The following is a 23,722-nucleotide window of genomic DNA, read 5'->3' on the forward strand; positions in this document are numbered from 1 at the left end:
ATCTGGTCACGCAAAGTCACCCGTTCGGCCGGTCAGAACCGGCAGCCCACCAGCACCGGTTCCGGGTGCAGTTCCACGCCGAACGCCGCGCGCACGCCGTCGCGCACCTCGCGGGCGAGTTCCAGCAGGTCCTCGGTGGTGGCGCCGCCGCGGTTGGTGAGCGCGAGGGTGTGCTTCGTGGACAGTCCCACCCGGCCGCCGGGACCGAGGTGGCCCTTGCCGAACCCGGCGCGCTCGATCAGCCACGCGGCCGACAGCTTCGAGTAGCCCGTCCCCGCCGGGTAGACCGGCACGTCCACGTCGACGCCCATCCGTTCGGAGACCCTGATCAGCACACCGGCCAACGTCGGGTCGTCCACCAGGGGGTTGGTGAAGAACGAGCCCGCGCTCCACGTGTCGTGGTCGGCGGCGTCGAGCACCATGCCCTTGCCGCGCCGCAGTTCCAGGACGGCCTTGCGGGCGGTGTCGACCGGCACCCTGGCGCCCGGCGCGACGCCGAGCACCCGCGCCAGCTCCGCGTACCGGATCGGCGCGGACAGGCCACCCGCGGTGAGCGCGAACCGGGCGCGCAGCACGACCGCGTGGTCGGTGCCCTTCAGCACGCTCGTCCGGTAGGCGAGGCCGAGGGAGTCGGCGTGCCGCTGGGTCACCCGGCCGCTGGCGCGGTCCATCAGGTCCACCGAGGTCAGCACCTGGGAGATCTCGACGCCGTACGCGCCGACGTTCTGCACGGGGGTGGCGCCGACGAGACCGGGGATGCCGGACAGGCACTCCAGCCCGCCGAGGCCCTGCGCGACGGCTTCGGCGACGACCGAGTCCCAGTCCTCGCCCGCCTCCACGGTGAACTGCACCAGCCCGTCGCCCAGCGGGTCCGCCCGGCGGCCGGTGGTGGCCACCTGGACCACCGTCCCGGCGAAACCGGAATCCGCGACGACCAGGTTCGACCCGCCGCCCAGCAGCAGCAGCGGTTCGGAGTCGGCGTCGGCGGCCCGCACCGCCTCGACGAGCTCGGCGGCCGTGGTGGCGCGCAGGAGGGCAGTGGCCGGGCCACCGAGCCGTAGCGTGGTGCGCTCGGCGAGCGGCACGGAGGCGCGCGCCTGTGCACTGGACAGCGGGGTGGTCACAACCGTCAACGGTAACCTCCGCGCCATGGCACGCCGCATCGAGCACCTGACCACGTCCACGTGGCCCGTGCAGGACGTCTACCGCGCACTGGTCGACGAAACGTATCTGAGGGACCGGCTGGCCGTCCTGGGCGGCAACGACGCGCGGCTCGTGTCGTTCGCCTCCGCCGATGGCACGACGTCCTACCAGCTCAAGCAGGGGGTGTCCGCCGAGCACCTGCCGTCGGTCGCCAAGGGCCTGCTGGGCGGGGACCTCGTCATCCACCGGGCCGAGTCGTGGACCGAGGCGGGCACCACCGGCACCGTCGAGGTGACGCTCAACGGCGTCCCCGGACGGCTGGACGGCACCACCGTGCTGGCCGGGCACCAGGGCGGCAGCCGGATGACGCTCACCGGCCAGGTCAAGGTGAGCATCCCGCTGATGGGCGGCAAGCTGGAGACGATGATCGCCGAACAGGTCGCCAAGCTGCTCGACAAGGAAAACGAGTTCACCACCGAATGGCTCGCAAACCGCGGCTAGCCGCCGGCCGGGCGCGCACGCTCGGCCTGCCCACCAGGGGCACCACCAACCCGAACCGGCTGCGGCGGGTCGACCGCTGGGCGGTCGGCACGCCGCTGGTCGCCGACGCCCTGCGCGCCGCGGCCGACCCGCTCGTCGTCGACCTCGGCTACGGCGCCACGCCGGTCACCACCGTGGAGATGGCCGCGCGCCTGCGGGCGGTGCGCGCCGACGTGCGCGTGCTCGGCCTGGAACTGGACACCGACCGGGTCGCCGCCGGGGAAGCCGTCGCCGACCCGCCGCGGCTCGAGTTCCGCCGCGGCGGATTCGAACTGGCGGGCGCCCGGCCGGTGCTGCTGCGCGCGTTCAACGTCCTGCGCCAGTACACCGAGGAGCAGGCGCTGGAGGCGTGGGCGACGATGCTCGGCCGCCTGGCGCCCGGCGGGGTGCTGGTCGAGGGCACCTGCGACGAGATCGGCCGCCGGTGCTCGTGGGTCGCGCTGTCGGCCGCCGGGCCGCTCACGTTCACCCTGGCCTGCCTGCCCGCCGACCTGGAGAGCCCCGGCGACCTCGCCGAGCGGCTGCCCAAGGCGCTGATCCACCGCAACGTCGACGGCGAGCGCGTGCACGCCCTGCTCGGCGAGCTGGACGCGTGCTGGGCGACCGCCGCCCCGTTCGCCCCGTTCGGCCCGCGCGCCCGCTGGGTGGAGGCCGTCCGGCTGCTCGCGGCCCGCGGCTGGCCGGTGCTCGACACCCGCAAGCGGTGGCGGCTGGGGGAATTGACGGTGCCGTGGTCGTCGGTGAGTCCCTAAGCTGATCAGGATGATGGACCACTCGGACTACACCTCCCAGATCGAACTCCAGGCACGCGCGCTGCGGGCGGCGGCCGTCGACGCAGGCCCCGAGGCGGCGGTCGGGACGTGTCCGGGGTGGACGGTCCTGGACCTGGTCCGGCACATCGCGCGGGTGCACGGGTGGGCGCTCGCCGCCGTCCTGCGCACCGGCGAGGTCGCCGAGCCGCCCGCGCGGGTCGCCGTGCCGGAGGACTGGGACGAGCTGCTGCCGTGGTGGGACGAGAAGGTGGCCGAGCTCGTCGAGCAGCTGCGGACGACCCCGCTGGACGCGCCGACCCGGACGACCGGCGGCGTGCCGGCGGCGGCCGCGGGCTGGGCGCGCAGGCAGGCGCACGAGACCGCGATCCACCGGTTGGACGCCGAGCACGCCAGGTCCGCGACCGTGCCGTCGCTGCTGTTCACGCCGGATCTCGCGGCCGACGGCGTCGACGAGTTCCTCACCCTGTTCCTGCCGGTGGCCAGCCGCCGCAAGCCGGTCGAGCACACCGGCCGGGTGCTGCTGCACGCCGCCGACGCCGGTCGCGCCTGGGAGGTGCGGCTGACGCCGGGCGGGATCCCGGAGATCGGTCCGGTCACCGACTCGGGCACCGACGAGGACGTCGTCGTGGCGGGCACGGCCGACGCCGTCTTCCGCGCGGTGTGGGGCAGGCCGAGCGGCGCGATCGTGTCGGGGAACTCCGCGTTGCTCGACGCGCTGCCGAAGGTGTGATCCTGGATACTCACCATCCGTGCCCACGCCTGAACGCCGCTACGTCATCACCTTCGGCTGCCCCGACCGGACCGGCATCGTCGCCCGGATCTCCTCGTTCCTCGCCGACAACGGCGGCTGGATCGTCGAAGCGGCCTACCACACCGATCCGGCGACGGGCTGGTTCTTCACCCGCCAGGAGGTGCGGGCCGACTCGCTGCCGTTCGGCGTGCGGGAGCTGCGCGCGAAGTTCACCGGGATCGCGGAGGAGTTCGGGAGCCACTCCAGCTGGCGGGTGACCGACACCGGCGAGCGCAAGCGCGTGGTCATCCTGGTGTCCAAGGAGGGCCACTGCCTCTACGACCTGCTCGGTCGGGTCGCGGCGGGCGAGCTGGACGCCGACGTGTCCGCGGTGATCGGCAACCACGCCGACCTCGCGGGCATCACCAGGGCGCACGGGATCCCGTTCCACCACGTGCCGTTCCCCTCCGACAGCCCGGAGGGCAAGCAGGCCGCGTTCGCCGAGGTGCGCAAGCTGGTCGACGACGTCGAACCGCACGCCGTGGTGCTGGCCAGGTTCATGCAGATCCTGCCGCCGGAGCTGTGCGCGGACTGGAGCGGCAGGGCGGTCAACATCCACCACAGCTTCCTGCCGTCGTTCGTCGGCGCGCGCCCCTACCACCAGGCGCACCGCCGCGGCGTGAAGCTGGTCGGCGCGACCTGCCACTACGTGACGGCGGACCTGGACGCGGGGCCGATCGTCGAGCAGGACGTGATCAGGGTGGACCACGGCGACTCCACCGCCGACATGGTCCGAAAAGGACGCGACGTGGAGAAGGCCGTGCTGGCGCGGGGTCTGCGGTGGCACCTGGAGGACCGGGTGCTGGTGCACGGCAACCGGACCGTCATCTTCTAGGGCCTCGGACCGGATCGGCCGGGTTTTCCGGGAAGGGCTGAACCGAAGGGTGCCGCGCCACGTGTAGGAGGGGCACACCGAAGCTCGCCCACACCTCCGGAGAACCCCATGCCGCGCAAGCACGTCTGGCCCCTCGCCGCCCTCCTCGCGGCGGGCGCGATCGCGCTGTCCGCCTGCGGCACCACCGCGGGCACGGCGCAGCCCGCGTCCCAGCCGACCCCGAACAGCGGCAGCGGCGATTCCGGCGCCCGCGGCCCGGCGCCGCTCTCCGGCACGGCGGGAACCAACAAGGCCGACCAGAAGGCGGGCGACACGGCCGCGGCGGACACCTCGGTGGACACCAAGGAGAAGTGGGTGTCGCTGCGGGCGAGCAGCGCGGGTGAGCTGAACCCGGTCGTGATCAACGGCGCCGGGCTGACGCTCTACCGGTTCGACAAGGACACCGCCGACCCGTCCAAGGCCACCTGCAACGGCGACTGCGCCGTGACCTGGCCCCCGGTCACCGTCGCGCCCGGCGGCAAGATCTTCTTCGCGGGCGTCCTCAAGGACGACATCGGCACCGTCAAGCGCGACGACGGCAAGCTCCAGGTCACGATCAAGGGCTGGCCCGTCTACCGCTTCGCGAAGGACACCAAGCCCGGCGACACCCTGGGCCAGGGCGTCGGCGGCACCTGGTTCGGCGTCACGCCCAACGGCGGGAAGGCGGGCCCCGCCAAGGCCGTCACCCCGCCCGCGCCCGCGGCAGGGACCAAGCCGTCCACCTCGGTGACCCTGTTCAGCGGCAAGGGCTTCGACGACTTCACCGGCGCCAACTTCGCCACCGGTGTCGCCAACGCGGGCTGCAACGACCTGCGCGGCGCCTTCTTCGCCCTGACCACCGCGGGCTCCACCAAGATCTGGTCCGAGCCGGGCTGCAAGGGCAAGTCCGCGGTCGTGGCCGAGGACGTCGCCGACGTGACCCCGCTCGGCTTCCCCGACGGCGTCAAATCCGTCTTCCTCGGCTGAGGCCGATCCCCCGATGAAGCTCGCGCTGATCGCGGCGGTCTCCGCCGTCCTGCTGGCCGGGTGCGCGCAGAGCGTGCCCGGTCGGCCCTCCGAATCCCCGAGGCTCGACCCGTCGAAGGTGGCCGGACTCGAGATCACCACCGGTGAGAGCGGCTTGCGGCCCGGTGCGCCCGCCTCGAACCGCAAGGCGCGGAACGGTGACGGCGGTGCGGTCGACCAGCTCGCCACCAGCGCCGTCGCCGACGTCGAGGGGTACTGGGAGGAGCAGTTCCCGGTCTCGTTCGACAAGGACTTCGAACCCGTGCGGCAGCTGGTGTCCTACGACTCGCGCGGCGCGAACCTGCGGCTGTGCGGCACCGACACCAAGGGCCTGGTGAACGCGTTCTACTGCTCGTCCGACGACGTCGTCGCCTGGGACCGGGGCCAGTTGCTCCCGTCGTTCGACCCGATCTCGTCGGTCGCCGTGCTGGCGCACGAGATGGGCCACGCGGTGCAGTTCCGGCTCGGCGACGGCGGGAACGCGCCGTCGATCGTCAAGGAGCAGCAGGCCGACTGCTACGCGGGCAACTACTTCCGCTGGGTCGCCGAGGGCAAGTCCGAGCGGTTCCGGGTCTCCACCGGCACCGGCCTCAACCAGGTCCTCGCCACCCTGTTCGCCATCCGGGACTCCGCGGGCGGCGAGTTCGACGCCCAGGGCGCGCACGGCACCGCGTTCGACCGGGTGACCGCGTTCCAGTTCGGCTTCGCCGAGGACCCGCAGCGGTGCGCGCGGATCGACCTGGCCGAGATCACCAAGCGCAGCACGCAGGAGGCGTTCGGCGAGGAGGACGAGGACGTCGGGTTCGGGCAGGGCAACCTGCGGGTCGACGACGAGGCCCAGCTGCTGAACCTCAAGGACACCCTCCGCGCGGCCTTCCCCGGCGTCCAGGTGCGGTGGGACGGCCAGTGCAGGGACACCACGCCGTCGAGCTACTGCTCCGGTGGCGTCGTGGGGATCGACCTGGCGGCGCTGGTGCGGCTGGGCTCGATCGGCGACTTCGCCGCGTTCGGCTCCGTCGCCTCCCGCTACGCCGTCGCCGTGCAGGACTCGAAGGGGCTGCCGATCGACGGTGTCGTCGCGGGTCAGCGCACCGCGTGCCTGACCGGGCTGTGGGCGTCGACCATCGTGCGGGGCCGCGACGCCGACCTGGCGATCTCGCCGGGCGACCTGGACGAGGCGGTCGTGGAACTGCTGTCCCGCGACAGCCTCATCGCGGGCGACGCCAAGGGCGCGACGATCCCGTCCGGCTTCGCCCGCGTCGAGGCGTTCCGCGACGGCTTCCTCACCGGCTCCGCCGACACGTGCACGACCCGCTACCGGTAGTGGACTTCGCCGTCGTGGCCCCGACGGGCCCCGGCGGCGTCGTACCATTCGCCCCGTGCGAACCGAGATCAGCGACCTGGACCAGTTGCGCGCGACCGACGACCTGCGCGGCGCCGTGCTCACCGGGCTGGACCTGACCGCCGAGGACGTGCGCGGGCCGCTGGACGGCGCGCTGTTCCTCGGCTGCCTGCTCTCCCCCGTCCTGGCCCGCCGGGCGCAGGTCGCGGGGGCGCTGATCTTCCCCGCCATCCCGGACGTGCCCTACGACGTGTACCGGTCGCGGCTCTACACGCCCGCCGAGCTGTTCGAGGGCTTCGACCCGGCGAATCCCGCGTCCTACGCCGACACCATGGACGCGCGGGTCTACAAGCACAGCAAGCGCGAGGGCCACCGCCCCGACCCGCTGCACGCGCTGGCCGAGCGGCTGCACGACCACGCGATCACCGAGGCGCTCGACGAGGTGCTGACCGGCAGGCCCGTCGCGGTCATGGGCGGTCACGCGCTGGCCCGCGACTCGGCCGGGTACCGCGCGGCGGTCGACCTGGGCGTCGCGCTCGGCAAGGCCGACCTGACCGTGCTGACCGGCGGCGGACCCGGCGCGATGGAGGCCGTGCCGCTGGGCGTCCGGCTCGCCGACGGCGGCGTGGACGAGGTGCTCGCGCGGATCGCCCGCGCGCCGGGGTTCGGCGGCGACGACGAGAGCATCGGCGCGTGGCTGGCCGCGTTCCCCACCGACCTGCCGACCGGCCCGGTGCCGCGCACGATCGGCATCCCGACCTGGTTCTACGGCCACGAGCCGCCCAACCCGGCGTGCGAACTGCACGCCAAGTACTTCGCGAACTCCGTGCGCGAGGAGGGCCTGCTCACCGTGGCCACCGGCGGCATCGTCTACACGCCGGGCAAGGCGGGCACCGTGCAGGAGGTGTTCCAGGACTTCTGCCAGAACTACTACGGCAGCGTCGGCCCGGCCGCCCCCATGGTGTTCCTGGGCGAGGACTTCTGGCTGAACGAGGTCCCCGCCGCACCGCTCGTCCAGCGGCTGGCCCGCGGCCGCGAGGCCGAGAAGTGGATCCTCGTCACCGACGACGTCGACGAGGCGCTGGCGCTCCTGCGGACCTACCAGGACCAGTAGCCGCGCTACCGGATGCGGTGAACTCCAGCGGGTCGTCGGTGGGCGCGACGGGATCGACGTGCTTCCCTGACCACAGCACCGCCGTTCCCGACGACCACCGCAGGTGACACCGTGACCGAACTCGTACTCCTGTCCAACCCGCGAGTCGCCGACCTGCCCGCGGAGGAGTGCGGCGAGCCACTGGTCGACCTGCGCGAGTTCTCCGAGTTGGCGCTCGACGACCGGCAGGCCGACCCGGCGGGCGCCTACCTGCACCTGCGGGCGGGCGTGGTCGAACGGCTGCTGGTCGCGCAGGGGCTGCTGCCCGACGGCGTGCGGCTGCTGATCGTCGAGGGCTACCGGCCGCTGTGGCTCCAGGAGCGGTACTTCGCCGAGTACGCGAACGCGCTGCGCGAGGACAACCCGCTGTGGACCGACGACTTCATCCGGGTCCAGGCCAGCCGGTACATCTCCCCTCCGGAGATCGCGCCCCACGTCAGCGGGGCCGCCATCGACCTGACCCTGTGCACGGAGTCGGGCCGCGAACTGGACATGGGCACCGAGGTGAACGCCAGCCCCGAGGAGAGCGACAACGCCTGCTACACGGACGCGGACGTGTCGCCCCTCGCGCGCGGGAACCGGCGGATGCTCGTGCGGGCCCTGGAGACGGCCGGGCTGGTGAACTACCCGACGGAGTGGTGGCACTGGTCGTACGGCGACCGGTACTGGGCGATGCTGACGGGGGCTCGGGCGGCGAAGTACGAGGCGCAGGACATGCGGTTTTGAGCGGGGTGTCGATGCGAGTCCCGTGCGCGAATGCAAGTCCCGTGCGCGATCGGCTGGCCTGGGGTCAAGACCACCGGTGGTGTGGTCGATTTGACTTGGGGCCCCTCTTTTCGGCCCTCGGCGGTCTAAAAGGACAGGTGGTGGAGCCCTGCCCGCCGCCGCGAGGGTAGGGCCGAAAACCCCAAGTAAAATCGACCACGGCCCGTGTTCGCCCCGCCTTCCAGCGGCTTGGGCGGGTCGGCCTTCTGCGTGTCGCTTTTCCAGCGGGCTTGGGCGGGGCTATGCGGGGCGGGCGAGGTCGGTGACCACTTCGGCGCCGGGCAGTTTCGCGAGCACGTCGCCCGGTACCAGGATCTTGCTGTGCCGGACGCCGCTGCCGATGACGAGTTCCGGTGCGGCGGCGACCTCGGGGGACAGCAGGACGGGCCAGTCGGCGGGTAGGCCGATGGGGGTGATGCCGCCGTAGGCCATGCCGCTGAGCGACACCGCGTCGTCCATGGGGGCGAAGGACGCCTTGCGCGCGTCCAGGCGTCGTCGGACGACGCCGTTGACGTCCGCGCGGGTCGTGGCGAGCACCAGGCAGGCGGCGTAGCGGATGACGTCACCGCGCTTGCCTGCCACGACGACGCAGTTGGCGGAGGCGTCGAGCGGGGAGCCGTAGAAGGCGCAGAACTCGGCGGTGTCGGCGAGCGAGGGATCGATCTCCGCGACGGCGCAGCGGGCCGCGTCGGACGGGTCGAGGGAGCGCAGGGCGGTGACGACCGGGTCGGCCAGCAGGTCGAGGCGGTCGAGCGCGGGTACGGGGTTCAGCTTTCCGGCGATGGTCCACACCCCGTCCATCCTGCCGGAACTCGGGCGGAACCACGGCTTGACCTTGACGCTGCGTCAACATCTACCGTTGTCCAGGTCAGGGAGGAACGGTCATGGCCTGGTCGATAGCCGAGGTCGCGCGGATGTCGAAGGTGACTTCGCGGACGTTGCGGCACTACGACGCCATCGGACTGCTGGAGCCCGCCTGGATCGGGGGCAACGGGTACCGGTACTACGAGCGCGAGCAGGTGCTCCGGTTGCAGCAGATCCTGCTGCTGCGGGAGCTGGGGCTCGGGCTGGAGACCGTCCGGGAGGTGCTCGACGGGCGGCACCGGACGCTCGACGTGCTGCGCAACCACGAACGGTGGCTGCGGGCCGAGCAGGAGCGGCTGGTGCTGCTGGCCACGACCGTGTCCAGGACGATCGAGGAGATGGAAGGGGGTGACAAGATGAAGATGGAAGAGCTGTTCGACGGGTTCGACGCCAACCGGCAGGCCCGGTACGAGGCGGAGCTCGTGGAGCGCTTCGGCGAGGGTGCGGAGCAGCACATCGCCGGGAGCAAGGCCAAGGCGGCGAGCTGGACCAAGGCCGACGCGGACCGCTTCAAGGCGGAGTGGCAGGAGATCGGCGAGGCCTACGCGGCGCAGTTCGGCGCGAAGGTGGCGGCCGACGCTCCCGAACTGCTGGAGCTGGTCGACCGCCACTACCGCTGGGTGTGCCTGAGCTGGACGCCCGACCGGGAGTCGTTCACCGGTCTGGGGCAGCTGTACGTGGACTCGCCCGAGTTCAAGGCGCAGTTCGACGCTCGAGCCGAAGGTCTCGCGGAGTATGCGCGCGACGCCATGTCGGCCTACGCGCGAGCACGGCTGTAAGTCGTCACCGGGAGCTGCAGATCCCGGTGATCAGCCGAGGCCGAAGGCCTTGAGCGCCTCGCGGTTGAACGCCTCCAGATCGTCCGGCGTGCGGCTGGTGACGAGCGTCCAGCCGTTCATCACGCACACCTGGACCTCCAGGTCCTCCCACGAGCCGCCGGCGTTGCGGATGTCGGTGGCGAGGCTCGGGAACGAGGTCAGCATCTTGCCGCGCACGACGTCGGCCTCCACCAGCAGCCACGGGCCGTGGCAGATGGCCGCGACCGGCTTGCCCGCCGCGACGTGCTCCTGCACGAGTCGCACGGCGTCGGCGTCCAGCCGGAGCACGTCGGCGTTGGCGACCCCGCCGGGGAGCACCAGCGCGTCGTAGTCGGTCGAGGTGGCGTCGGCGAACGCCACGTCGACCTCGAACGTGTCCGCGGGCGTGAGGTGGTTGAAGCCCTGGACGGTGCCGAGCTTCGGGGCGAGCAGCCGGGGCACGCCGCCCGCCTTCTCGACCTGCTGCCACGGGTCGGTCAGCTCGACCTGCTCGATGCCCTCTTCGGCCACCAGGAACGCGATCCTCAGTTGTTCAGCCATGCCCACCGGTTACCCGATCGGCATGGCCTCACACACCCGCGAAGGCGATGAGCAGCGAACGGATCTCCCGCCGGTGCGTGACCAGCGGCGTCCGGGACGGGAACACCTCGAGCCTGCTGTTCGGGAACGCGACGGCGGTGTCCTTCGCCACCTGCTCGGGGTGCAGCGGGTCGTCGGTGGCGGCGATGACCAGCACCGGGGCGGTCACGGCCGCGAGCACGGACGGGTCGGGGACGGCCGACTGGCCCGGCAGCGCGGTCACGGCGGCGTCGAGTCGCCGGAACGCCAGCGCGCGGGCCTCCAGGTAGGCGCCCGCCTCGCTGCCCTCGGGCAGTTCGACGGCGCGGATGAGGTCTTCCGCGGTCTGCGGCTCGCGGGGCCGGTCCAGGGTCGCGGGCAGCAGCAGCGCCACCCGGTTGAACGCGTCCGGTCGGGCCGCGAGCAGCGCCACCAGCGCGCCCGCGCCGAGCGACACCCCGATGGCACGGGTGGCGCCGACCTCGCGGGCGACGGTCATGAGGTCCTGCGCGATGCGGGGGTAGGTCCAGTAGCCGTGCGGCGCGTCGGCCGCGCCGCTGTGCGACGGGAGCGTGACGACGACACGGGTTCCGGGCAGGCCGGAGGCCGGGATCCTGGCCTCGCCGGCGGTGGCGCCGAGGCCGTGGACGACCAGGGTCGTCGGTCCACCGCCGCCGTACACCTGCCAGCGCAGTCCACTGGGCAGCGGGTTCGTCACCAGCGGGGACCGCGCTGGATCTCGATCAGCTTGGGCCGCACGTCGACGACGTAGACCGTCACCGCGACGACGCCCGCCAGCCAGAACATCCCGCCCGCGCTGCTGAGCTGGAAGACCATCAGCATGAACGCGCCACCGCCGGTGATGCCGAGCCACGCGGGCTTGGTCAGCCGTTCGGCCGCCGTGAAGGCCTCGGCCCGCTGGGTGACGGCGTGCGCGAAGGCGTAAACGCCCATGATCAACGCGGCCCAACCGACCGCGTACAGGATCCAGTCATCCAAGTACAACGGGTTGAACAGGGGCACCCTCGAGAACAACACGGGTCCAGCCTACGTGCGCGGCGCAAGCCGGGTAAGCCGGAGCGGGGCGCCCCTTCCGGGACGCCCCGCTCGGGAACGGCTCACTTGGTGGTGCTGGTCGACTTCCGCGGCGCGCGGGTGGTCGCCGTCGCCGTCGTGGTCGACGTCGTGGCGGCCGTCGTGGTGGCGGCCGGCTTGCGGGGCGCGGTGCGGTTCGCGGCCTTGCGGGCCGTGCTGCGGACCTCGTGGGCCACGCCGCCGCCGACCTCCTCGACCGTCTCGGCGAGCGCCTCGCTGGCGTCGTCGATGGCGACCGCGGCCTTCTCGCCCACCGAACGGGTGCGGCGGGTGACCTTGCCCAGGACGTCGTCCGCGAGTTCGCGGGCGTCCTCGGCGGCGGACTCGGCGCGCTTCTGCGCGGCGGCCACGGTCGCGTCGACCTGGTTGATGGCCTTCTTGACCTGGGGCTGCGTGCGCAGCTTCTCCAGCGTGGCCTCGCCCTGCTCGGCCAGGTAGGTGTACAGGTTCATCGCGGACTGCGTGTAGGCGTCGACGATCTTGCGCAGCTCCGCCGGGTCCAGCTTGCCGCGCAGGCCGTTCAGCTCGGCGGGCAGGTCGTCGACCGCGGTCTTCGTGGCCTCGGCGCGCTCGTCGAACGACGTCTTGGCCTTGTTCAGGGCCTCGATGACGGCCTTGGTGGCCAGGTCACCGGCGCCGAGCGCGGCGAGCAGCGGGGTGCGGGCGGCGGTGGCGGCCTGCTCGCCCGCCTTGCGCAGCTCTTCTTGCGAGGGAAGGTTCGGCATGGAGATCACTCCTCGGGTTCGTTACCGTCCACATCGGACTTCGACTGCTTGGCGGCGTTCTCCCGCCGGAAGGATTCGTAAACGTCGAGCAGCACCTGCTTCTGCCGCTCGGTGAGTTCTGGTGCGACGGCGATCGCGTCGGCCAACGCGCCGCCTTCCCGCTGCTGGAGGATTCCGGCCTCGACATAAAGCGCCTCGGCCGAGATCCGCAGCCCCTTGGCGATCTGCTGCAGGATCTCCGCGCTCGGTTTGCGCAGGCCCCGCTCGATCTGGCTGAGGTACGGGTTCGAGACACCGGCCAGCTTGGACAGCTCCCGCAACGAGATCTTCGCGCTGCTGCGCTGCTGCTTGATGTAGTCGCCGATGTCCCGGCCGAGGTCGGCGACCGCCTTGTCGATGGACTTGTCCACGTTCCCGGTCTCCTCCCGTGCGGCTCGAGAACGACGTTACGCGCGAGTGCTAGCAACTGCAAGCGGGCTGCTAGCAAACCGGGGGTGTGCTCCACCACAGGTAAATTGGTCTCGGGAGCCACCATGCGCGAAACGCTCGACGACCGGGCCGCGACGCTGCGGAACCGGATGACCGACGACCTGACCACCGAGGGCGTGCTGCACGACGCCCGCTGGTCCCGCGCGTTCCGGGAGGTCGACCGGCACGCGTTCCTGCCCCGGTTCTTCCGCCAGCTGGTCGACGGCACGTGGGGTCCGGTGGATTCCGACGACCCGGACTGGCTGTCGATGGTCTACCGCGACCGCGTCTGCGTGACGCAGCTGAACGGCGACGACGACGCGTGGCGGAGGGCCGTCGACGACGGCGCTGTCACCGGGGTGCCCACCTGTTCGTCGAGCATGCCGACGATCATGGCGATCATGCTGGAGGCGCTGGACGCGCGGCGCGGGCAGTCGGTCCTGGAGATCGGCACGGGCACCGGCTACAACGCCGCCCTGCTGTGCCACGCGCTGGGCGACGAGCACGTGACCACGGTCGACGTGGATCCCGGCGTGCTCGAACGGGCTCGCGGGCACCTCGCGGCCGCGGGCCGGTCGCCGGCGTGCGCGGTGGGCGACGGGGAGCTGGGGTGGCCCGACCGGGCGCCCTACGACCGGGTGCTGTGCACGTGCGCGGTGTCGCGGATCCCCCTCGCGTGGTTCACCCAGACGAAGCCGGGCGGCGTCGTGGTGACCACGCTGAACCGGTCGATCGGCGCCGGGCTGGTGCGGCTGGTGTCCGACGGCGGGGGCCGCGGCGAGGGGCGGGTGCTCGCGGAGGACGGGCGGTTCATGCCGCTGCGGGCGCACGCGCAGAGCTGGGCCAACGACGTGCTGGCGCTCGCCAGGGCCGCACGGCCGGACGAACGCGGGCGGACGGCGCTGGACCCGACCCTGGTGGTGGACCCGCGCAGCCCGTTCGAGTTCTTCGCCGGACTGGTGCTGCCCGAAGTCGTCGTGGGGCACGGCGAGCGCGACCGCGTGCACCTCGCGCACCCGGACGGCTCGTGGGCCCGGCTGCGGCGGCGCGACAGGGGCGCGCGCGTGGACCAGGGCGGCCCGCGGCGGCTCTGGCACCTCGCCGAGGCGGGCTACCGCCGGTGGCTGGACCTCGGCCGCCCGCGCCGTGACCGGTTTTCCGTCACCGTCGGCCCGGAGGGCCAGCGGTTCCACTTCGACGGGCTGGACTGGCCGGTCTAGTCGAGCAGCTCCTCCAGGAAGCTCCGCCTGCGCGGCGGCGGGTACCCGTAGCCGTAACCGGGCGGCGGGTAGCCGGGCGCGACGTGGCCGGGCGCGGGGTGGCCGGACGGCGGGTAGCCGGCGGGCTGGGTGCCGGGCGGCGGCTGGTAGGGCGGCGGGACGCCCGCGGGCTGGGTGGAGTGGCTCGGCGGCGCGGAGTGCGGGGGCGGCGGCGGAACCGCTGTGGGATCGGGGTTCTCGTGCGGCAGCGGCAGCGGGATGTGCGCCGGCGGGGGCGCGTCGGCGTAGTGCTGGCGTTCGGCGGCCACGATCTGCTCCAGCTCACCGCCGTCGAGGAAGACACCCCGGCAGCGCTCGCACTGCTCGATGTGGACACCGCCCCGGTCGATGGTCCGCATGAGGTCCTGGCACTTGGGACAGATCACTCCACGAGCCTACGCAGGCACGACACAGATGACACCCGCGTGCCCGTGTCGACACCGGGCGTGACGGGTGGGACATGATGCCGGGGTGTCCAGAATTCGCCAACGGGCCGTGCACACGGGGTGCCTGCTGACCGCGCTCCTCGCCGTGGTCGGCCTGTTCATCACCAACGCGGGCGTCGACCCCCACCTCTGGCTGGGCGGGCTGGCGGTGGCGTTCCTGTGCTTCCTGGCCGTGCTCGACCCGTGGCTGCACCGCCGCCGCGCCGCGGGCCTGGCGACCGGGCAGCAGCTCGACGCGGCGTCGAAGGCGCTCGCGACGGCGCTGCACCTGCAGTGGACCGAGGAGTGCGCGGCCCGCGGGCTGTCCGAGCGCGCCGACCTGCTCGACCTGCACTGGACGGCCACCGAGCTGGACGTGGGCGGCAGGCCGGAAGCGCCCGCCGGGCGCAGCGACGCGGTGGTCGGGGCGTTCGAACGCCAGCCGCACCACCGGATGGTGTTCATCGGCGAACCCGGCTCCGGCAAGAGCACGATCGCGATGATGCTGACGATCGGCCTGCTCGACCGGTACCTCGACGGCTCCATCCCCGTGCTGCTGCCCCTGTCCACCTGGGACCCGGACCGGGAGGACGTGCGGACCTGGATGACGCGCAGGCTCTACGAGGACCACCCGGCGCTGCGGAACACCGAACTGTACGGGAGCTTCACCGCCGACCTGCTGGTCGAGCAGCGGCGGGTGTTCCCGATCCTGGACGGCCTGGACGAGATCCCGGCGGCGCGGCGGCCGGACGCGCTGGAGCGGATCCTCCGGGCCTTCCCGCCGAAGTCGCCGCTGATCCTGACCAGCCGGATCGACGAGTACATCGACGTCGTGTCGCGGGTCGGGCCGGTGCCGAAGGCCGACGTGCTGGAACTGCACCCGCTGGACCACGAGGAGATCGCGGCCTACCTGCGCGCGGGCGCGGACCCGGCGACCGCGGCGAACTGGGAGCCGATCTTCCTGCACCTGCGCACCGAACCGGCGAGCACGCTGTCCGAGGTGCTGTCGGTCCCGCTGATGGTGTGGCTGGCCAGCACCGTCTACGGGCTGGGCGGGAACACCGAGCCCGCCGAACTGCTCGACCGGACCCGGTTCCCGGACCACAAGTCGATCGAGGACCACCTGGCCGACAGCCTCGTCGACCGGATGTTCGGCAACCTGGAGGCGGCCTACCAGAAGCGCGCCAGCCAGGCGTGGCCGCGGGACAAGGCGCGCAAGTGGCTGGCGTTCCTGGCGCACCAGATGCGCGAGCAGGGCTTCCGCGAACTGGCCTGGTGGGAGCTGCGGCGGTCGGTCGGCAACGCGTGGCTCGCATTGCTCGGGGCGCTGGTGGTCGGCTCGATCGGCGGGTTCGGCGTCGGCTGGCTGATGGCGTACGCGAGCACCCCCAAGCTCGCGCCGATCACCGGGCTCGTCGCGGGCGGCGTGGTCGCCGTCGCGGCCCTGACCGCCTCGAGCCGGACGTTCCGCGAACGGACCGCCCGGCCGAGGCTCGGCGCGTGGCGCAGCCTGCTGGTGACCAGCGCGGTCATCGGCACCGCGTCCGGTCTCGCGTTCGGCGCCCTGTACGGGCTGTCTGCGGGACTGGTCGTCGGGCTGGGCCTCGCGGTGGCGGTGGCGCTGCGGTTCTCGTCGACCGGTTCCGCCGAGCTGACCCAGCCGTCCAGTCCCCAGTGGACGATGGAGCGCGACCGGCTCGCGGTGTGGACGGGTTCCCTGGTGCTGGGCGTGGTCTTCGGCGCCGCGGGTGCCGTGGTGTTCGGCGTGCACCAGACGGGCATGATCGGCCTCGGCCTCTCCTCCGGGCTGCTGCTGGGTTTCGCCCTGTCCGTGCTGCACCTGCGGTGGTGGTGGTTCACCGTCGCCAGGGTCTGGCTGGCCACCCTGCAGAAGCTGCCGTGGGAGCTGGTGGTGTTCCTCGACGACGCCCGCAAGCTCGGCGTCCTGCGCCAGGCGGGCGCGTGCTACCAGTTCCGCCACGCGCTGGTGCAGGACCGCCTCGCCGAGAAACCCGTGCCGCGCAGGGTGAAGGTCCCCCTGCACGCGGTGCTCATTCCACGCGCAACCCCATCACGCCGGTAGCCCGGCGCACCGCGGGCAGCGTGCAGAGCGTCACCAGCAGCACCGTCACCACGGCCACCGCGGACAGCACGCCGATGCCCGCGAAGTCGAGCATCAGGGGGGACGACCGCGCGCGCAGGAGCAGCAGCCCCAGCCCCGAGCCGGTGACCACGGCCACCACCACCGCGATCAGCAGCGGCACGGTGTTGCGCCACAGCAGGGACCGCAGGACGGTGCCGTGCGGAACCCCTCCGGCGGCGAGCACCGCGAGCGGACGCCGACGGGAGCGCACCTGCTCCAGCGCGAGCGCCAGCAGGCTCGCCCCGGCCAGCAGCACGGTGACCAGCGCCCCCACGAGCATGATCCGGCGGAACGTCGCGTAGTCGTCGTGGCTCTGCGGCTGGTTCCGCTCGTACACCCAGCTGGTCGCCTGCCACCCGAGCGGGCCCAGCACGTTGCGGGCGCGCTCCGCGGCGCCGGGCACCGCCGGGTCGACGATCACCAGCAGCGTGCCGTCCTGGTAGTCGACGTCCACGTCCCGCGCCGCGGCGGGCGTGACCAGCAGCAGGTCGTACTCCTGCGTGTCGACGAGCGGCCGCACCACCGCCGTCAGGTCCGGAACGGTCCACTCGACGCCCTCACGGGGGCGGCTCGACGTGGAGCGGTGCATCGCGACGCGCTCGCCCGGATCCGGGATCCACCGGTCGTCCGAGGGGTTGTCCAGGAAGAACGCGTCACCGTCCCGGCACGCGTCGATCCGGGCGGTGCCACGTAGGGTGTCGCAGGTCCCGACGAGTACACCCACGGGCGCCGCCTCGGCCCGCGCCGGCCTGCCCGGCGCCGCATCCGCGGGCGGCTCCGTCCTGACGATGTAGAAATTCCGCCTCGACAGCACGGACACGACGCCGTCAAGGCCTCGAATCCTGTCGGCGAACTCGTCCGCGCGGACGACGGCCTCCCCCTCCAGTCCGATGCTGACCTGGTCGGGCATCTCCGCCGGCATGAGGCTCGGTGGTCGCTCGGTGCCGATGCCCAGCAGCACCGTCTGCACCGCGATGCCGCCCGCCAGCACGACGGCGACACCGCCGACGACCCTGGCCGCCGAACCGCTGTCCATCTGGAGCCCGCGCACCGCGAGCTGCCAGGACGGCGGACCACCGCCCCGGATCCGGCCGACCACCCGCTCGACCGTCCACGGGAGCAGCAGCGGGATCCCCAGCAGCAGCAGGGCGATCCCGATGAGCAGGGACGACACGCCCTGGTTCCCGAACGTCGTGGTGAACAGCCGCGCCTTGGTCGCCAGCACGACCACGCCCACCACCACGGGCACCAGCCGCCACCACAGGCGTCGGGGCGGCGGCTCGGCCTGGCGGGCGACGCCGAGCGGGTCGACCGTCGAGGAGCGCATGGTGACCAGCGCGGTCAGCACGGACAGCACCGGCACCAGCACCGCGATCAGGAGCGCGGACCCGACGGGCGGGACCAGGTCGCTGCGGAAGATCCGCACCTCGAACAGTTCGACGCGCTCGGCGAACTCCCGCGCCAGCAGGAAGATCCCCGTGCCGAGCACCAGGCCGATCACGGCGCCCACGAGCGCGTCACCCGCGGCGACCCGGCGGACCTGCCACGGACCCGCGCCCAGCAGGCGCAGCGCGGCCATCCTGCGTTCGCGCTCCGGACCCGCGAGGCGGGTGCTGATCACGGTGAACAGCAGCACCGGCAGCAGCAGCACGACCAAGCCGAGCACCACCAGCAGCAGTCGGCCCGAGGTGAGCGAGTCCAACTGGACGCCGTTGTACCTGCCGAAGCGGTAGTACGCGGTGTCGGCGAACCGCGGGACGGACGAGTCGCCCGCGATGTAGAGCAGGTGGTTCGGGCCGACCAGCCCGTCCTGCCCGATCGTGCCGACGACCCGCTGCGGGAACCGCGGCCGCAGCGCTTCCCCCTCCGGCGAGGCGAGCAGTTCCGCCAGCGCGGGCGACAACACGATCTCGCCGTCGCCGGGGATCCGCTCCAGGCCGGGCGGCACGGGCGCGCCGGGCCCGCCCGCCAGGACGTAGCTGCCCATCACGTGGTCCCCGTGGTAGGCCTCCGGCCGGTACACGCGGTAGAGCGGGTCGACGCCGGGGATCGGGTCCTCCCCCGCGGTGACCATCGACAGGTCCTGCCGGATCTGCCGCGCGGTGACCACCGTCGAGGCGGACGCGCCGACCAGCAGCACCGCCACCCCCAGTCCGACGCCGACGCCGATGAGGACCAGCCGCCGCCACGAGTTCCGGCCGCCGCCGAGCGCGATGCGGACGCCGATCCCGAGGTCGTTGGACCAGCGCTTCACCCGGCACGCTCGATCTCGCGGGACCGGCCGTCGCGGACGACGATCTCCCGGTCGGCGTACGCGGCCACCCGCGGTTCGTGCGTCACCAGGACCACCGCGGTCCCGCTCGCCCGGACCGCCGAGAGGAACAGGGTCATCACGCGTTCGCCGTTGAGCGAGTCGAGCGCCCCGGTCGGCTCATCGGCGAAGATCACCTTCGGCGACGTGATCAGCGCCCGCGCGACCGCGACCCGCTGCCCCTGCCCGCCGGACGCCTCACCCGGCCGCTTGTCCGCCACGTCGGCCACTTCGAGCCGCGCCAACCCCTCGATGGCACGGCTCTCGGCTTCCTTGCGCTTCAGGCCCGCGAGCCGCAGCGGAAGGGCCACGTTCTCCACGCAGGTCAGCTCCGGCACCAGCTGCCCGAACTGGAACACGAAGCCGAACTCGGTGCGCCGCAGTTCGCTGCGCTTGCCCTCGGACAACGCGCTGAGCTCGACGTCCTGGTACCGCACGGTCCCCCGGTCCGGCCGCAGGATGCCCGCGACGCAGTGCAGCAGCGTCGACTTCCCGGACCCCGACGGCCCCATGATCGCGACGATCTCCCCCCTGTCGACGGACAGGCCCGCCCCCACCAGCGCGGGGGTGTGACCGAACGCCTTGTGCAGGTCGGTGGCGACAAGCAGCGTCATCGGCCCACCTTCGCCGCGAGCTGGTCGAGCCGGTCGGCGGTGAGCTCGAGCCACCGCAGGTCGGCCTCCAGGTGGAACAGGGCGTAGTCGCAGATCAGCTGGTCCGCGAGATCGCCGTCGGTCTTCCGCCGGGTCAGCACCCGCATCGAGTCCAGGTGCGCCGCCCGCTGACCGTCCAGCACGTCAACCGCCGCCCGACCGGACAGCAGCGCCAGCACGACCTTCGTGTACAGCGTGTTCTGCAGATACGGCTCCGGCTTCTCCGGAGTGGCAAGCCACTTCTCCACGTCCGTGACCCCGGCGTCGGTGATCGCGTAGCGCTTCCGCTCCGGCCCCGCCCCCGCCTCCACACCCGCCTCCTGCACAAGTCCGTTGCGCAGAAGGCGGGACAGAGTCGTGTACACCTGCCCGTAGTGCAGCGGACGATCTTGTCCGAACCGGTCGTCGTAGGCCCTCTTCAGGTCGTAACCATGACCTGGGCCGCGTTCCAGCAAGCCCAGGAGTGCGTGTCCGAGTGACATGATCACGACTATACACAGACGGTATACACACGGTTCATAGATTGACCGACGGGCGGACAACCCGATCAGATCACCCCAACGCGAACGCCCGGCCGGCTACAGTGGAAGGGTGACTGGTCTGGCAGCCGGCTGGGATCACGCGACCTTCGCGCACGGTCGAACCGGCGATGCGGAACACGACGTGGAACTGCTGCTCGCCTTCCTCAACACACGGAACCCCGAACAGGGAACCGACGTGCTGGACAGCGCAGCCTCCTGGAGAGCCTGGGCCACCGAACGCGGACTGGCCCACGTCAACCACCTCCCCGAACTCCGCTCGGCCCGCACCGCCCTCCGCTCCTCACTGGGCGAAGGCGCCACGGCACTACCGTTCTCCGGCACGGTCAAGATCGAACTGAGCCAGGGCATCCCCACCATCACCCCCACCGACGCCCTCGGCGCCATCCTCGCCGCCGCCGCCAGAACCGCCCTGCTCGGCACCTGGAACCGCTTCAATATCTGCCCAGCAGAAACCTGCCAAGCCGCCTTCTTCGACCGCTCCCGCAACCGCTCCCGCACCTGGTGCTCCATGCAGGTCTGCGACAACCGCGAAAAAGCAAGACTCTGGCGCGAACGCACCAAAGCCCTCAGCGCCTCCTAACAACACCCGACAAGGCCAACTCCCCGTCCGTCGCGGAGCGAGGGATTGGGGACGCAGAGCGAGGCGCCTCGTCCATCACGGAGCGAGGGACAGTCGTCGGACACACCCCGACACCCCGACACCCCCATCGGCGCAGCCGCCCACCCGCACCCGGCGCGGAGCGCCCGCCCGCCTTGCCGACGCGCAGCGAGGTGCCCTAGTTCGGCGGAGCCGAATACTGGCGAAGCCAGACCTCCCCCTGCCCCCGATACACAGCGCCCTCCTGCCGCACCCCTGTTTGTCAAGGCATCTTTCCCGCCTTGACAAACAGGGGTGCGGCATTGAGACAATCGCGCTACGGGGGCCGGGCTTCCCTCTTCCCCAAAACCCCCGAACCCCAAAACCCCCGAACCCCCTAAACCACCCACTGCCCCACCGCGTAGATGACCAACCCCGCCAAAGCCCCCACCACGGTCCCGTTGATCCGGATGAACTGCAGATCCCGCCCCACCTGCAACTCGATCTTCCGCGAAGTCTCCTCCGCGTCCCACCTCTCCACCGTATCCGTGATCAACGTCGTGATCTCCCCCCGGTAATTCGACACCACATACCCCGCAGCCCCCTCCAACCACCCATCCACCTTCGCCCTCAAAGCCTCATCCGACCCCAACCTCCCCCCAAAGGACAACAACCCCTCCCGCACCCTCTTCCTCAACTCCGACGACGGATCCTCAGCCGCATCCAGCAGCATCCTCTTCGCCGCCCCCCAAGCCGACCCGATGAAGTGCTGCACATCCGGATGCTCAACCAGCTGGTTCTTCACCAACTCCGCCCGCTCCATCGTCGCCGGATCATTCTGCAGATCATTCGAAAACTCGATCATGAACTGATCCAGCGCCACCCGCATCGGATGATTCACATCCGTCTTCACAGCCCAGGCAAAATTCAACAACTCCGTATAAGCCTTGTCCCCCAACAACGAATCCACGAACTTGGGCGACCACGTAGGCGCCCTCTCCGACACAACCTGCACAACCTTGTCGTGGTTGTCGTGCACCCAGTCATAAGTCCGATCGATCACCAGATCAACGAACTTGTGGTGCGCCCCGTCCGTCAACACCTGCCCCAGCAGCTTCCCCAACGGCGGCCCCCACGGCTTGTCCACCAACCGCCGCACGATCCCCTGGTCGATCACCGCCTGCACGTCCTCGTCGCGCAGCACCGTCACCGCGCCCTTGACGATGTTCGCCACCTCGGACGTGACCCGCTCGGCGTTCACCGGCTCGGCGAGCCACCCCCCGACCCGACGGCCCACGTCCACCCGCCGCAACTTGTCGCGCACGACGTCCTCGGCCAGGAAGTTCGTACCCACGAAGTCGCCGAGCGCGTCCCCGAAGGCGTCCTTGCGGTTCGGGATGATCGCCGTGTGCGGGATCGGCAGCCCCAGCGGCCTGCGGAAGAGCGCCGTCACGGCGAACCAGTCGGCCAGCGCGCCGACCATCCCGGCCTCGGCCGCGGCCCGCACGTAGCCGATCCACGCAGGTCCGCCCGACTCCTGCGACAGCGCGATGAGGAAGATCACCGTCGCCGCCGCGAAGAAGCCCGTCGCCACGATCTTCATCCTGCGCAGGTCCCGGCGCTTGACCTGGTCGGCTGCCGTCAGTTGCTCCACGGCACCATTGTCCGTGAAGATTCGGAGTTGTGCGGGTACCAGCGCTAGTCCCCAGATTGCGGCCGTTCACCTCGACGATCTTCGCGGAGATGACGGCGCTCGCCCAGCGCACGGGCGCGGTGAACCTCGGGCAGGGCTTCCCGGACACCGACGGCCCCGCCGGGATGCTCACCGCGGCCAAGGACGCCATCGACGGCGGGCTCAACCAGTACCCGCCCGGCCCCGGCATGCCGGTGCTGCGCGAGGCGATCGCCGAGCACCGGACCCGGTACGGCACGCAGTACGACCCGGACACCGAGGTGCTGGTCACGGTGGGTGCGACGGAGGCCATCGCGGCCACGCTGCTCGCGCTGGTGGAGCCCGGTGACGAGGTCGTGCTGTTCGAGCCGTACTACGACTCCTACGCCGCGTCCGTCGCGATGGCGGGCGCCACCCGCCGCACCGTCGGCCTGGTCGAGGACCCGGTCACCGGCCGGTTCGGCCTCGACGTCGAAGCGCTCCGGGCGGCCATCGGGCCGAAGACCCGCGCGCTGCTGATCAACACCCCGCACAACCCGACCGGCACCGTGCTGACCCGCGCGGAGCTGGAGGCGGTGGCCGCGCTGTGCGTCGAGCACGACCTGGTCGCCATCACCGACGAGGTCTACGAGCACCTGGTGTTCGACGCCCACGAGCACGTGCCGCTGGCCACGCTGCCCGGCATGGCCGACCGGACCGTGACGATCTCCGGCGCCGGGAAGACGTTCAACTGCACCGGCTGGAAGATCGGCTGGGCGTGCGCGCGCCCCGAGCTGGTGTCCGCGATCAAGGCGGCCAAGCAGTTCATCACGTTCGTCGGCGGCGCCCCGTTCCAGCCCGCCGTGGCCCACGCGCTGCGCCACGAGCTGGCCTGGGTCGAGCAGCTGCGCACCTCGCTGGCCACCAAGCGCTCCCGGCTGTCCGAGGGCCTGGCCGAGGCGGGTTTCGCGGTCCGGCCGAGCGAGGGCACGTACTTCATCACCGCCGACGTCCGCCCGCTCGGCTTCACCGACGGCGCCGAGCTGTGCCGCGCGCTGCCGGAGCGGATCGGCGTGGCGGCGGTGCCCGTGCAGGTGTTCACCGACCACCCCGACCAGTGGCGGCACCTGGTGCGGTTCGCGTTCTGCAAGAAGGACGAGGTGCTCGACGAGGCGCTGCGCAGGCTGCACAAGCTCGCCGGGTGACACGATCGGGCTAGTGGCGGATCCGAACCGGGCCCGCCCGCTT

At 71.9% G+C, this 23,722-nt stretch carries 25 protein-coding genes; 13 read left to right on the top strand and 12 right to left on the bottom strand.

The window, feature by feature from the left end; genetic code table 11:
- Nucleotides 1–32 precede the first annotated feature (32 nt).
- Nucleotides 33–1,163 (bottom strand): UDP-N-acetylmuramate dehydrogenase, encoded by a 1,131-nt coding sequence (locus RM788_RS23190; protein ID WP_399344513.1) that lies wholly within the window; start codon nucleotides 1,161–1,163, stop codon nucleotides 33–35.
- Here RM788_RS23190 and RM788_RS23195 point away from each other — a divergent pair.
- The 8 genes from RM788_RS23195 to RM788_RS23230 all read left to right on the top strand — a co-directional run bounded on the left by RM788_RS23195 (nucleotide 1,150) and on the right by RM788_RS23230 (nucleotide 8,346).
- Nucleotides 1,150–1,644: a DUF2505 domain-containing protein gene (locus RM788_RS23195; protein ID WP_315933855.1), complete on the top strand. Its 495-nt coding sequence runs from the start codon at nucleotides 1,150–1,152 to the stop codon at nucleotides 1,642–1,644. The genes RM788_RS23190 and RM788_RS23195 overlap by 14 nt on opposite strands.
- The gene (locus RM788_RS23200) at nucleotides 1,623–2,435 is read left to right on the top strand and encodes a class I SAM-dependent methyltransferase (RefSeq protein ID WP_315933856.1); all 813 of its coding nucleotides are present in this window, start codon (nucleotides 1,623–1,625) and stop codon (nucleotides 2,433–2,435) included. The genes RM788_RS23195 and RM788_RS23200 overlap by 22 nt, the downstream gene beginning before the upstream one ends.
- A 10-nt stretch (nucleotides 2,436–2,445) precedes the next feature.
- A complete protein-coding gene (locus RM788_RS23205; protein ID WP_315933857.1) occupies nucleotides 2,446–3,186 on the top strand; it encodes a maleylpyruvate isomerase family mycothiol-dependent enzyme in 741 nt (246 codons plus the stop codon).
- Between the two features lie 19 nt (nucleotides 3,187–3,205).
- Complete coding sequence (gene purU, locus RM788_RS23210; RefSeq protein WP_315933858.1) at nucleotides 3,206–4,081, top strand: formyltetrahydrofolate deformylase; 876 nt, start codon at nucleotides 3,206–3,208, stop codon at nucleotides 4,079–4,081.
- Nucleotides 4,082–4,189: 108 nt separating this feature from the next.
- The gene (locus tag RM788_RS23215; RefSeq protein ID WP_315933859.1) at nucleotides 4,190–5,086 is read left to right on the top strand and encodes a hypothetical protein; all 897 of its coding nucleotides are present in this window, start codon (nucleotides 4,190–4,192) and stop codon (nucleotides 5,084–5,086) included.
- A 13-nt stretch (nucleotides 5,087–5,099) separates the two neighbouring features.
- Nucleotides 5,100–6,449, top strand: coding sequence for a neutral zinc metallopeptidase (locus tag RM788_RS23220; protein ID WP_315933861.1), 1,350 nt, complete (start codon nucleotides 5,100–5,102; stop codon nucleotides 6,447–6,449).
- 55 nt (nucleotides 6,450–6,504) lie between these two features.
- Nucleotides 6,505–7,581, top strand: a complete 1,077-nt coding sequence (locus RM788_RS23225) for an LOG family protein (protein WP_315933863.1) — start codon at nucleotides 6,505–6,507, stop codon at nucleotides 7,579–7,581.
- A 111-nt stretch (nucleotides 7,582–7,692) separates the two neighbouring features.
- A complete protein-coding gene (locus RM788_RS23230; RefSeq protein WP_315933864.1) occupies nucleotides 7,693–8,346 on the top strand; it encodes a M15 family metallopeptidase in 654 nt (217 codons plus the stop codon).
- Between the two features lie 279 nt (nucleotides 8,347–8,625).
- On the opposite strand, the gene RM788_RS23235 is transcribed toward RM788_RS23230, so the two are convergent.
- A complete protein-coding gene (locus RM788_RS23235; protein ID WP_315933865.1) occupies nucleotides 8,626–9,186 on the bottom strand; it encodes a YbaK/EbsC family protein in 561 nt (186 codons plus the stop codon).
- Between the two features lie 83 nt (nucleotides 9,187–9,269).
- Between RM788_RS23235 and RM788_RS23240 the strand changes: the two genes are divergently transcribed.
- On the top strand, nucleotides 9,270–10,028 hold the full coding sequence (locus tag RM788_RS23240) for a MerR family transcriptional regulator (protein ID WP_315933867.1): 759 nt from the start codon (nucleotides 9,270–9,272) through the stop codon (nucleotides 10,026–10,028).
- Between the two features lie 30 nt (nucleotides 10,029–10,058).
- Here RM788_RS23240 and RM788_RS23245 read toward each other — a convergent pair whose 3' ends face one another.
- The 5 genes from RM788_RS23245 to RM788_RS23265 form a co-directional block, all read right to left on the bottom strand.
- Nucleotides 10,059–10,607, bottom strand: a complete 549-nt coding sequence (locus RM788_RS23245) for a type 1 glutamine amidotransferase domain-containing protein (protein WP_315933868.1) — start codon at nucleotides 10,605–10,607, stop codon at nucleotides 10,059–10,061.
- A gap of 28 nt (nucleotides 10,608–10,635) precedes the next feature.
- Nucleotides 10,636–11,343 carry an alpha/beta fold hydrolase gene (locus tag RM788_RS23250; protein WP_315933870.1) on the bottom strand — a complete coding sequence of 236 codons (708 nt, stop codon included), beginning with the start codon at nucleotides 11,341–11,343 and terminating at the stop codon, nucleotides 10,636–10,638.
- Complete coding sequence (locus tag RM788_RS23255; RefSeq protein ID WP_315933871.1) at nucleotides 11,340–11,663, bottom strand: DUF2516 family protein; 324 nt, start codon at nucleotides 11,661–11,663, stop codon at nucleotides 11,340–11,342. Before RM788_RS23255 ends, RM788_RS23250 begins: the two co-directional genes overlap by 4 nt.
- 80 nt (nucleotides 11,664–11,743) lie before the next feature.
- A complete protein-coding gene (locus tag RM788_RS23260; RefSeq protein ID WP_315933872.1) occupies nucleotides 11,744–12,445 on the bottom strand; it encodes a hypothetical protein in 702 nt (233 codons plus the stop codon).
- Between the two features lie 5 nt (nucleotides 12,446–12,450).
- Entirely contained in the window at nucleotides 12,451–12,855 is a 405-nt protein-coding gene (locus tag RM788_RS23265) for a helix-turn-helix domain-containing protein (RefSeq protein WP_315933873.1), read from the bottom strand.
- Between the two features lie 123 nt (nucleotides 12,856–12,978).
- Here RM788_RS23265 and tgmC point away from each other — a divergent pair, with 123 nt between their 5' ends.
- Entirely contained in the window at nucleotides 12,979–14,133 is a 1,155-nt protein-coding gene (tgmC, locus tag RM788_RS23270; protein WP_315933874.1) for an ATP-grasp peptide maturase system methyltransferase, read from the top strand.
- Here the strand turns inward: tgmC and RM788_RS23275 are convergent.
- Entirely contained in the window at nucleotides 14,130–14,558 is a 429-nt protein-coding gene (locus RM788_RS23275; RefSeq protein ID WP_315933875.1) for a TFIIB-type zinc ribbon-containing protein, read from the bottom strand. The two genes, tgmC and RM788_RS23275, sit on opposite strands and share 4 nt — an antisense overlap.
- Nucleotides 14,559–14,643: 85 nt before the next feature.
- On the opposite strand from RM788_RS23275, the gene RM788_RS23280 reads away from it, so the two are divergent.
- Nucleotides 14,644–16,680, top strand: a complete 2,037-nt coding sequence (locus RM788_RS23280) for an NACHT domain-containing protein (protein WP_315933877.1) — start codon at nucleotides 14,644–14,646, stop codon at nucleotides 16,678–16,680.
- Here the strand turns inward: RM788_RS23280 and RM788_RS23285 are convergent.
- Genes RM788_RS23285 through RM788_RS23295 form a run of 3 tightly spaced genes read right to left on the bottom strand, consistent with a single transcriptional unit; the run spans nucleotide 16,649 to nucleotide 20,186 of the window.
- Nucleotides 16,649–18,994, bottom strand: coding sequence for an ABC transporter permease (locus RM788_RS23285; RefSeq protein ID WP_315933878.1), 2,346 nt, complete (start codon nucleotides 18,992–18,994; stop codon nucleotides 16,649–16,651). The two genes, RM788_RS23280 and RM788_RS23285, sit on opposite strands and share 32 nt — an antisense overlap.
- Nucleotides 18,991–19,665 carry an ABC transporter ATP-binding protein gene (locus RM788_RS23290; RefSeq protein WP_315933879.1) on the bottom strand — a complete coding sequence of 225 codons (675 nt, stop codon included), beginning with the start codon at nucleotides 19,663–19,665 and terminating at the stop codon, nucleotides 18,991–18,993. The genes RM788_RS23285 and RM788_RS23290 overlap by 4 nt, the downstream gene beginning before the upstream one ends.
- A complete protein-coding gene (locus tag RM788_RS23295) occupies nucleotides 19,662–20,186 on the bottom strand; it encodes a PadR family transcriptional regulator (protein WP_315933880.1) in 525 nt (174 codons plus the stop codon). Before RM788_RS23295 ends, RM788_RS23290 begins: the two co-directional genes overlap by 4 nt.
- Nucleotides 20,187–20,295: 109 nt before the next feature.
- On the opposite strand from RM788_RS23295, the gene RM788_RS23300 reads away from it, so the two are divergent.
- Nucleotides 20,296–20,826: a CGNR zinc finger domain-containing protein gene (locus RM788_RS23300; protein ID WP_315933881.1), complete on the top strand. Its 531-nt coding sequence runs from the start codon at nucleotides 20,296–20,298 to the stop codon at nucleotides 20,824–20,826.
- A gap of 394 nt (nucleotides 20,827–21,220) precedes the next feature.
- On the opposite strand, the gene RM788_RS23305 is transcribed toward RM788_RS23300, so the two are convergent.
- Entirely contained in the window at nucleotides 21,221–22,426 is a 1,206-nt protein-coding gene (locus RM788_RS23305; RefSeq protein ID WP_315934719.1) for a DUF445 domain-containing protein, read from the bottom strand.
- An 80-nt stretch (nucleotides 22,427–22,506) separates the two neighbouring features.
- Between RM788_RS23305 and RM788_RS23310 the strand changes: the two genes are divergently transcribed.
- On the top strand, nucleotides 22,507–23,679 hold the full coding sequence (locus tag RM788_RS23310) for a pyridoxal phosphate-dependent aminotransferase (RefSeq protein ID WP_315933882.1): 1,173 nt from the start codon (nucleotides 22,507–22,509) through the stop codon (nucleotides 23,677–23,679).
- The last annotated feature ends 43 nt before the right edge of the window (nucleotides 23,680–23,722 follow it).

Source organism: Umezawaea sp. Da 62-37 (genome assembly GCF_032460545.1).
Taxonomy (GTDB): Bacteria; Actinomycetota; Actinomycetes; order Mycobacteriales; family Pseudonocardiaceae; genus Umezawaea.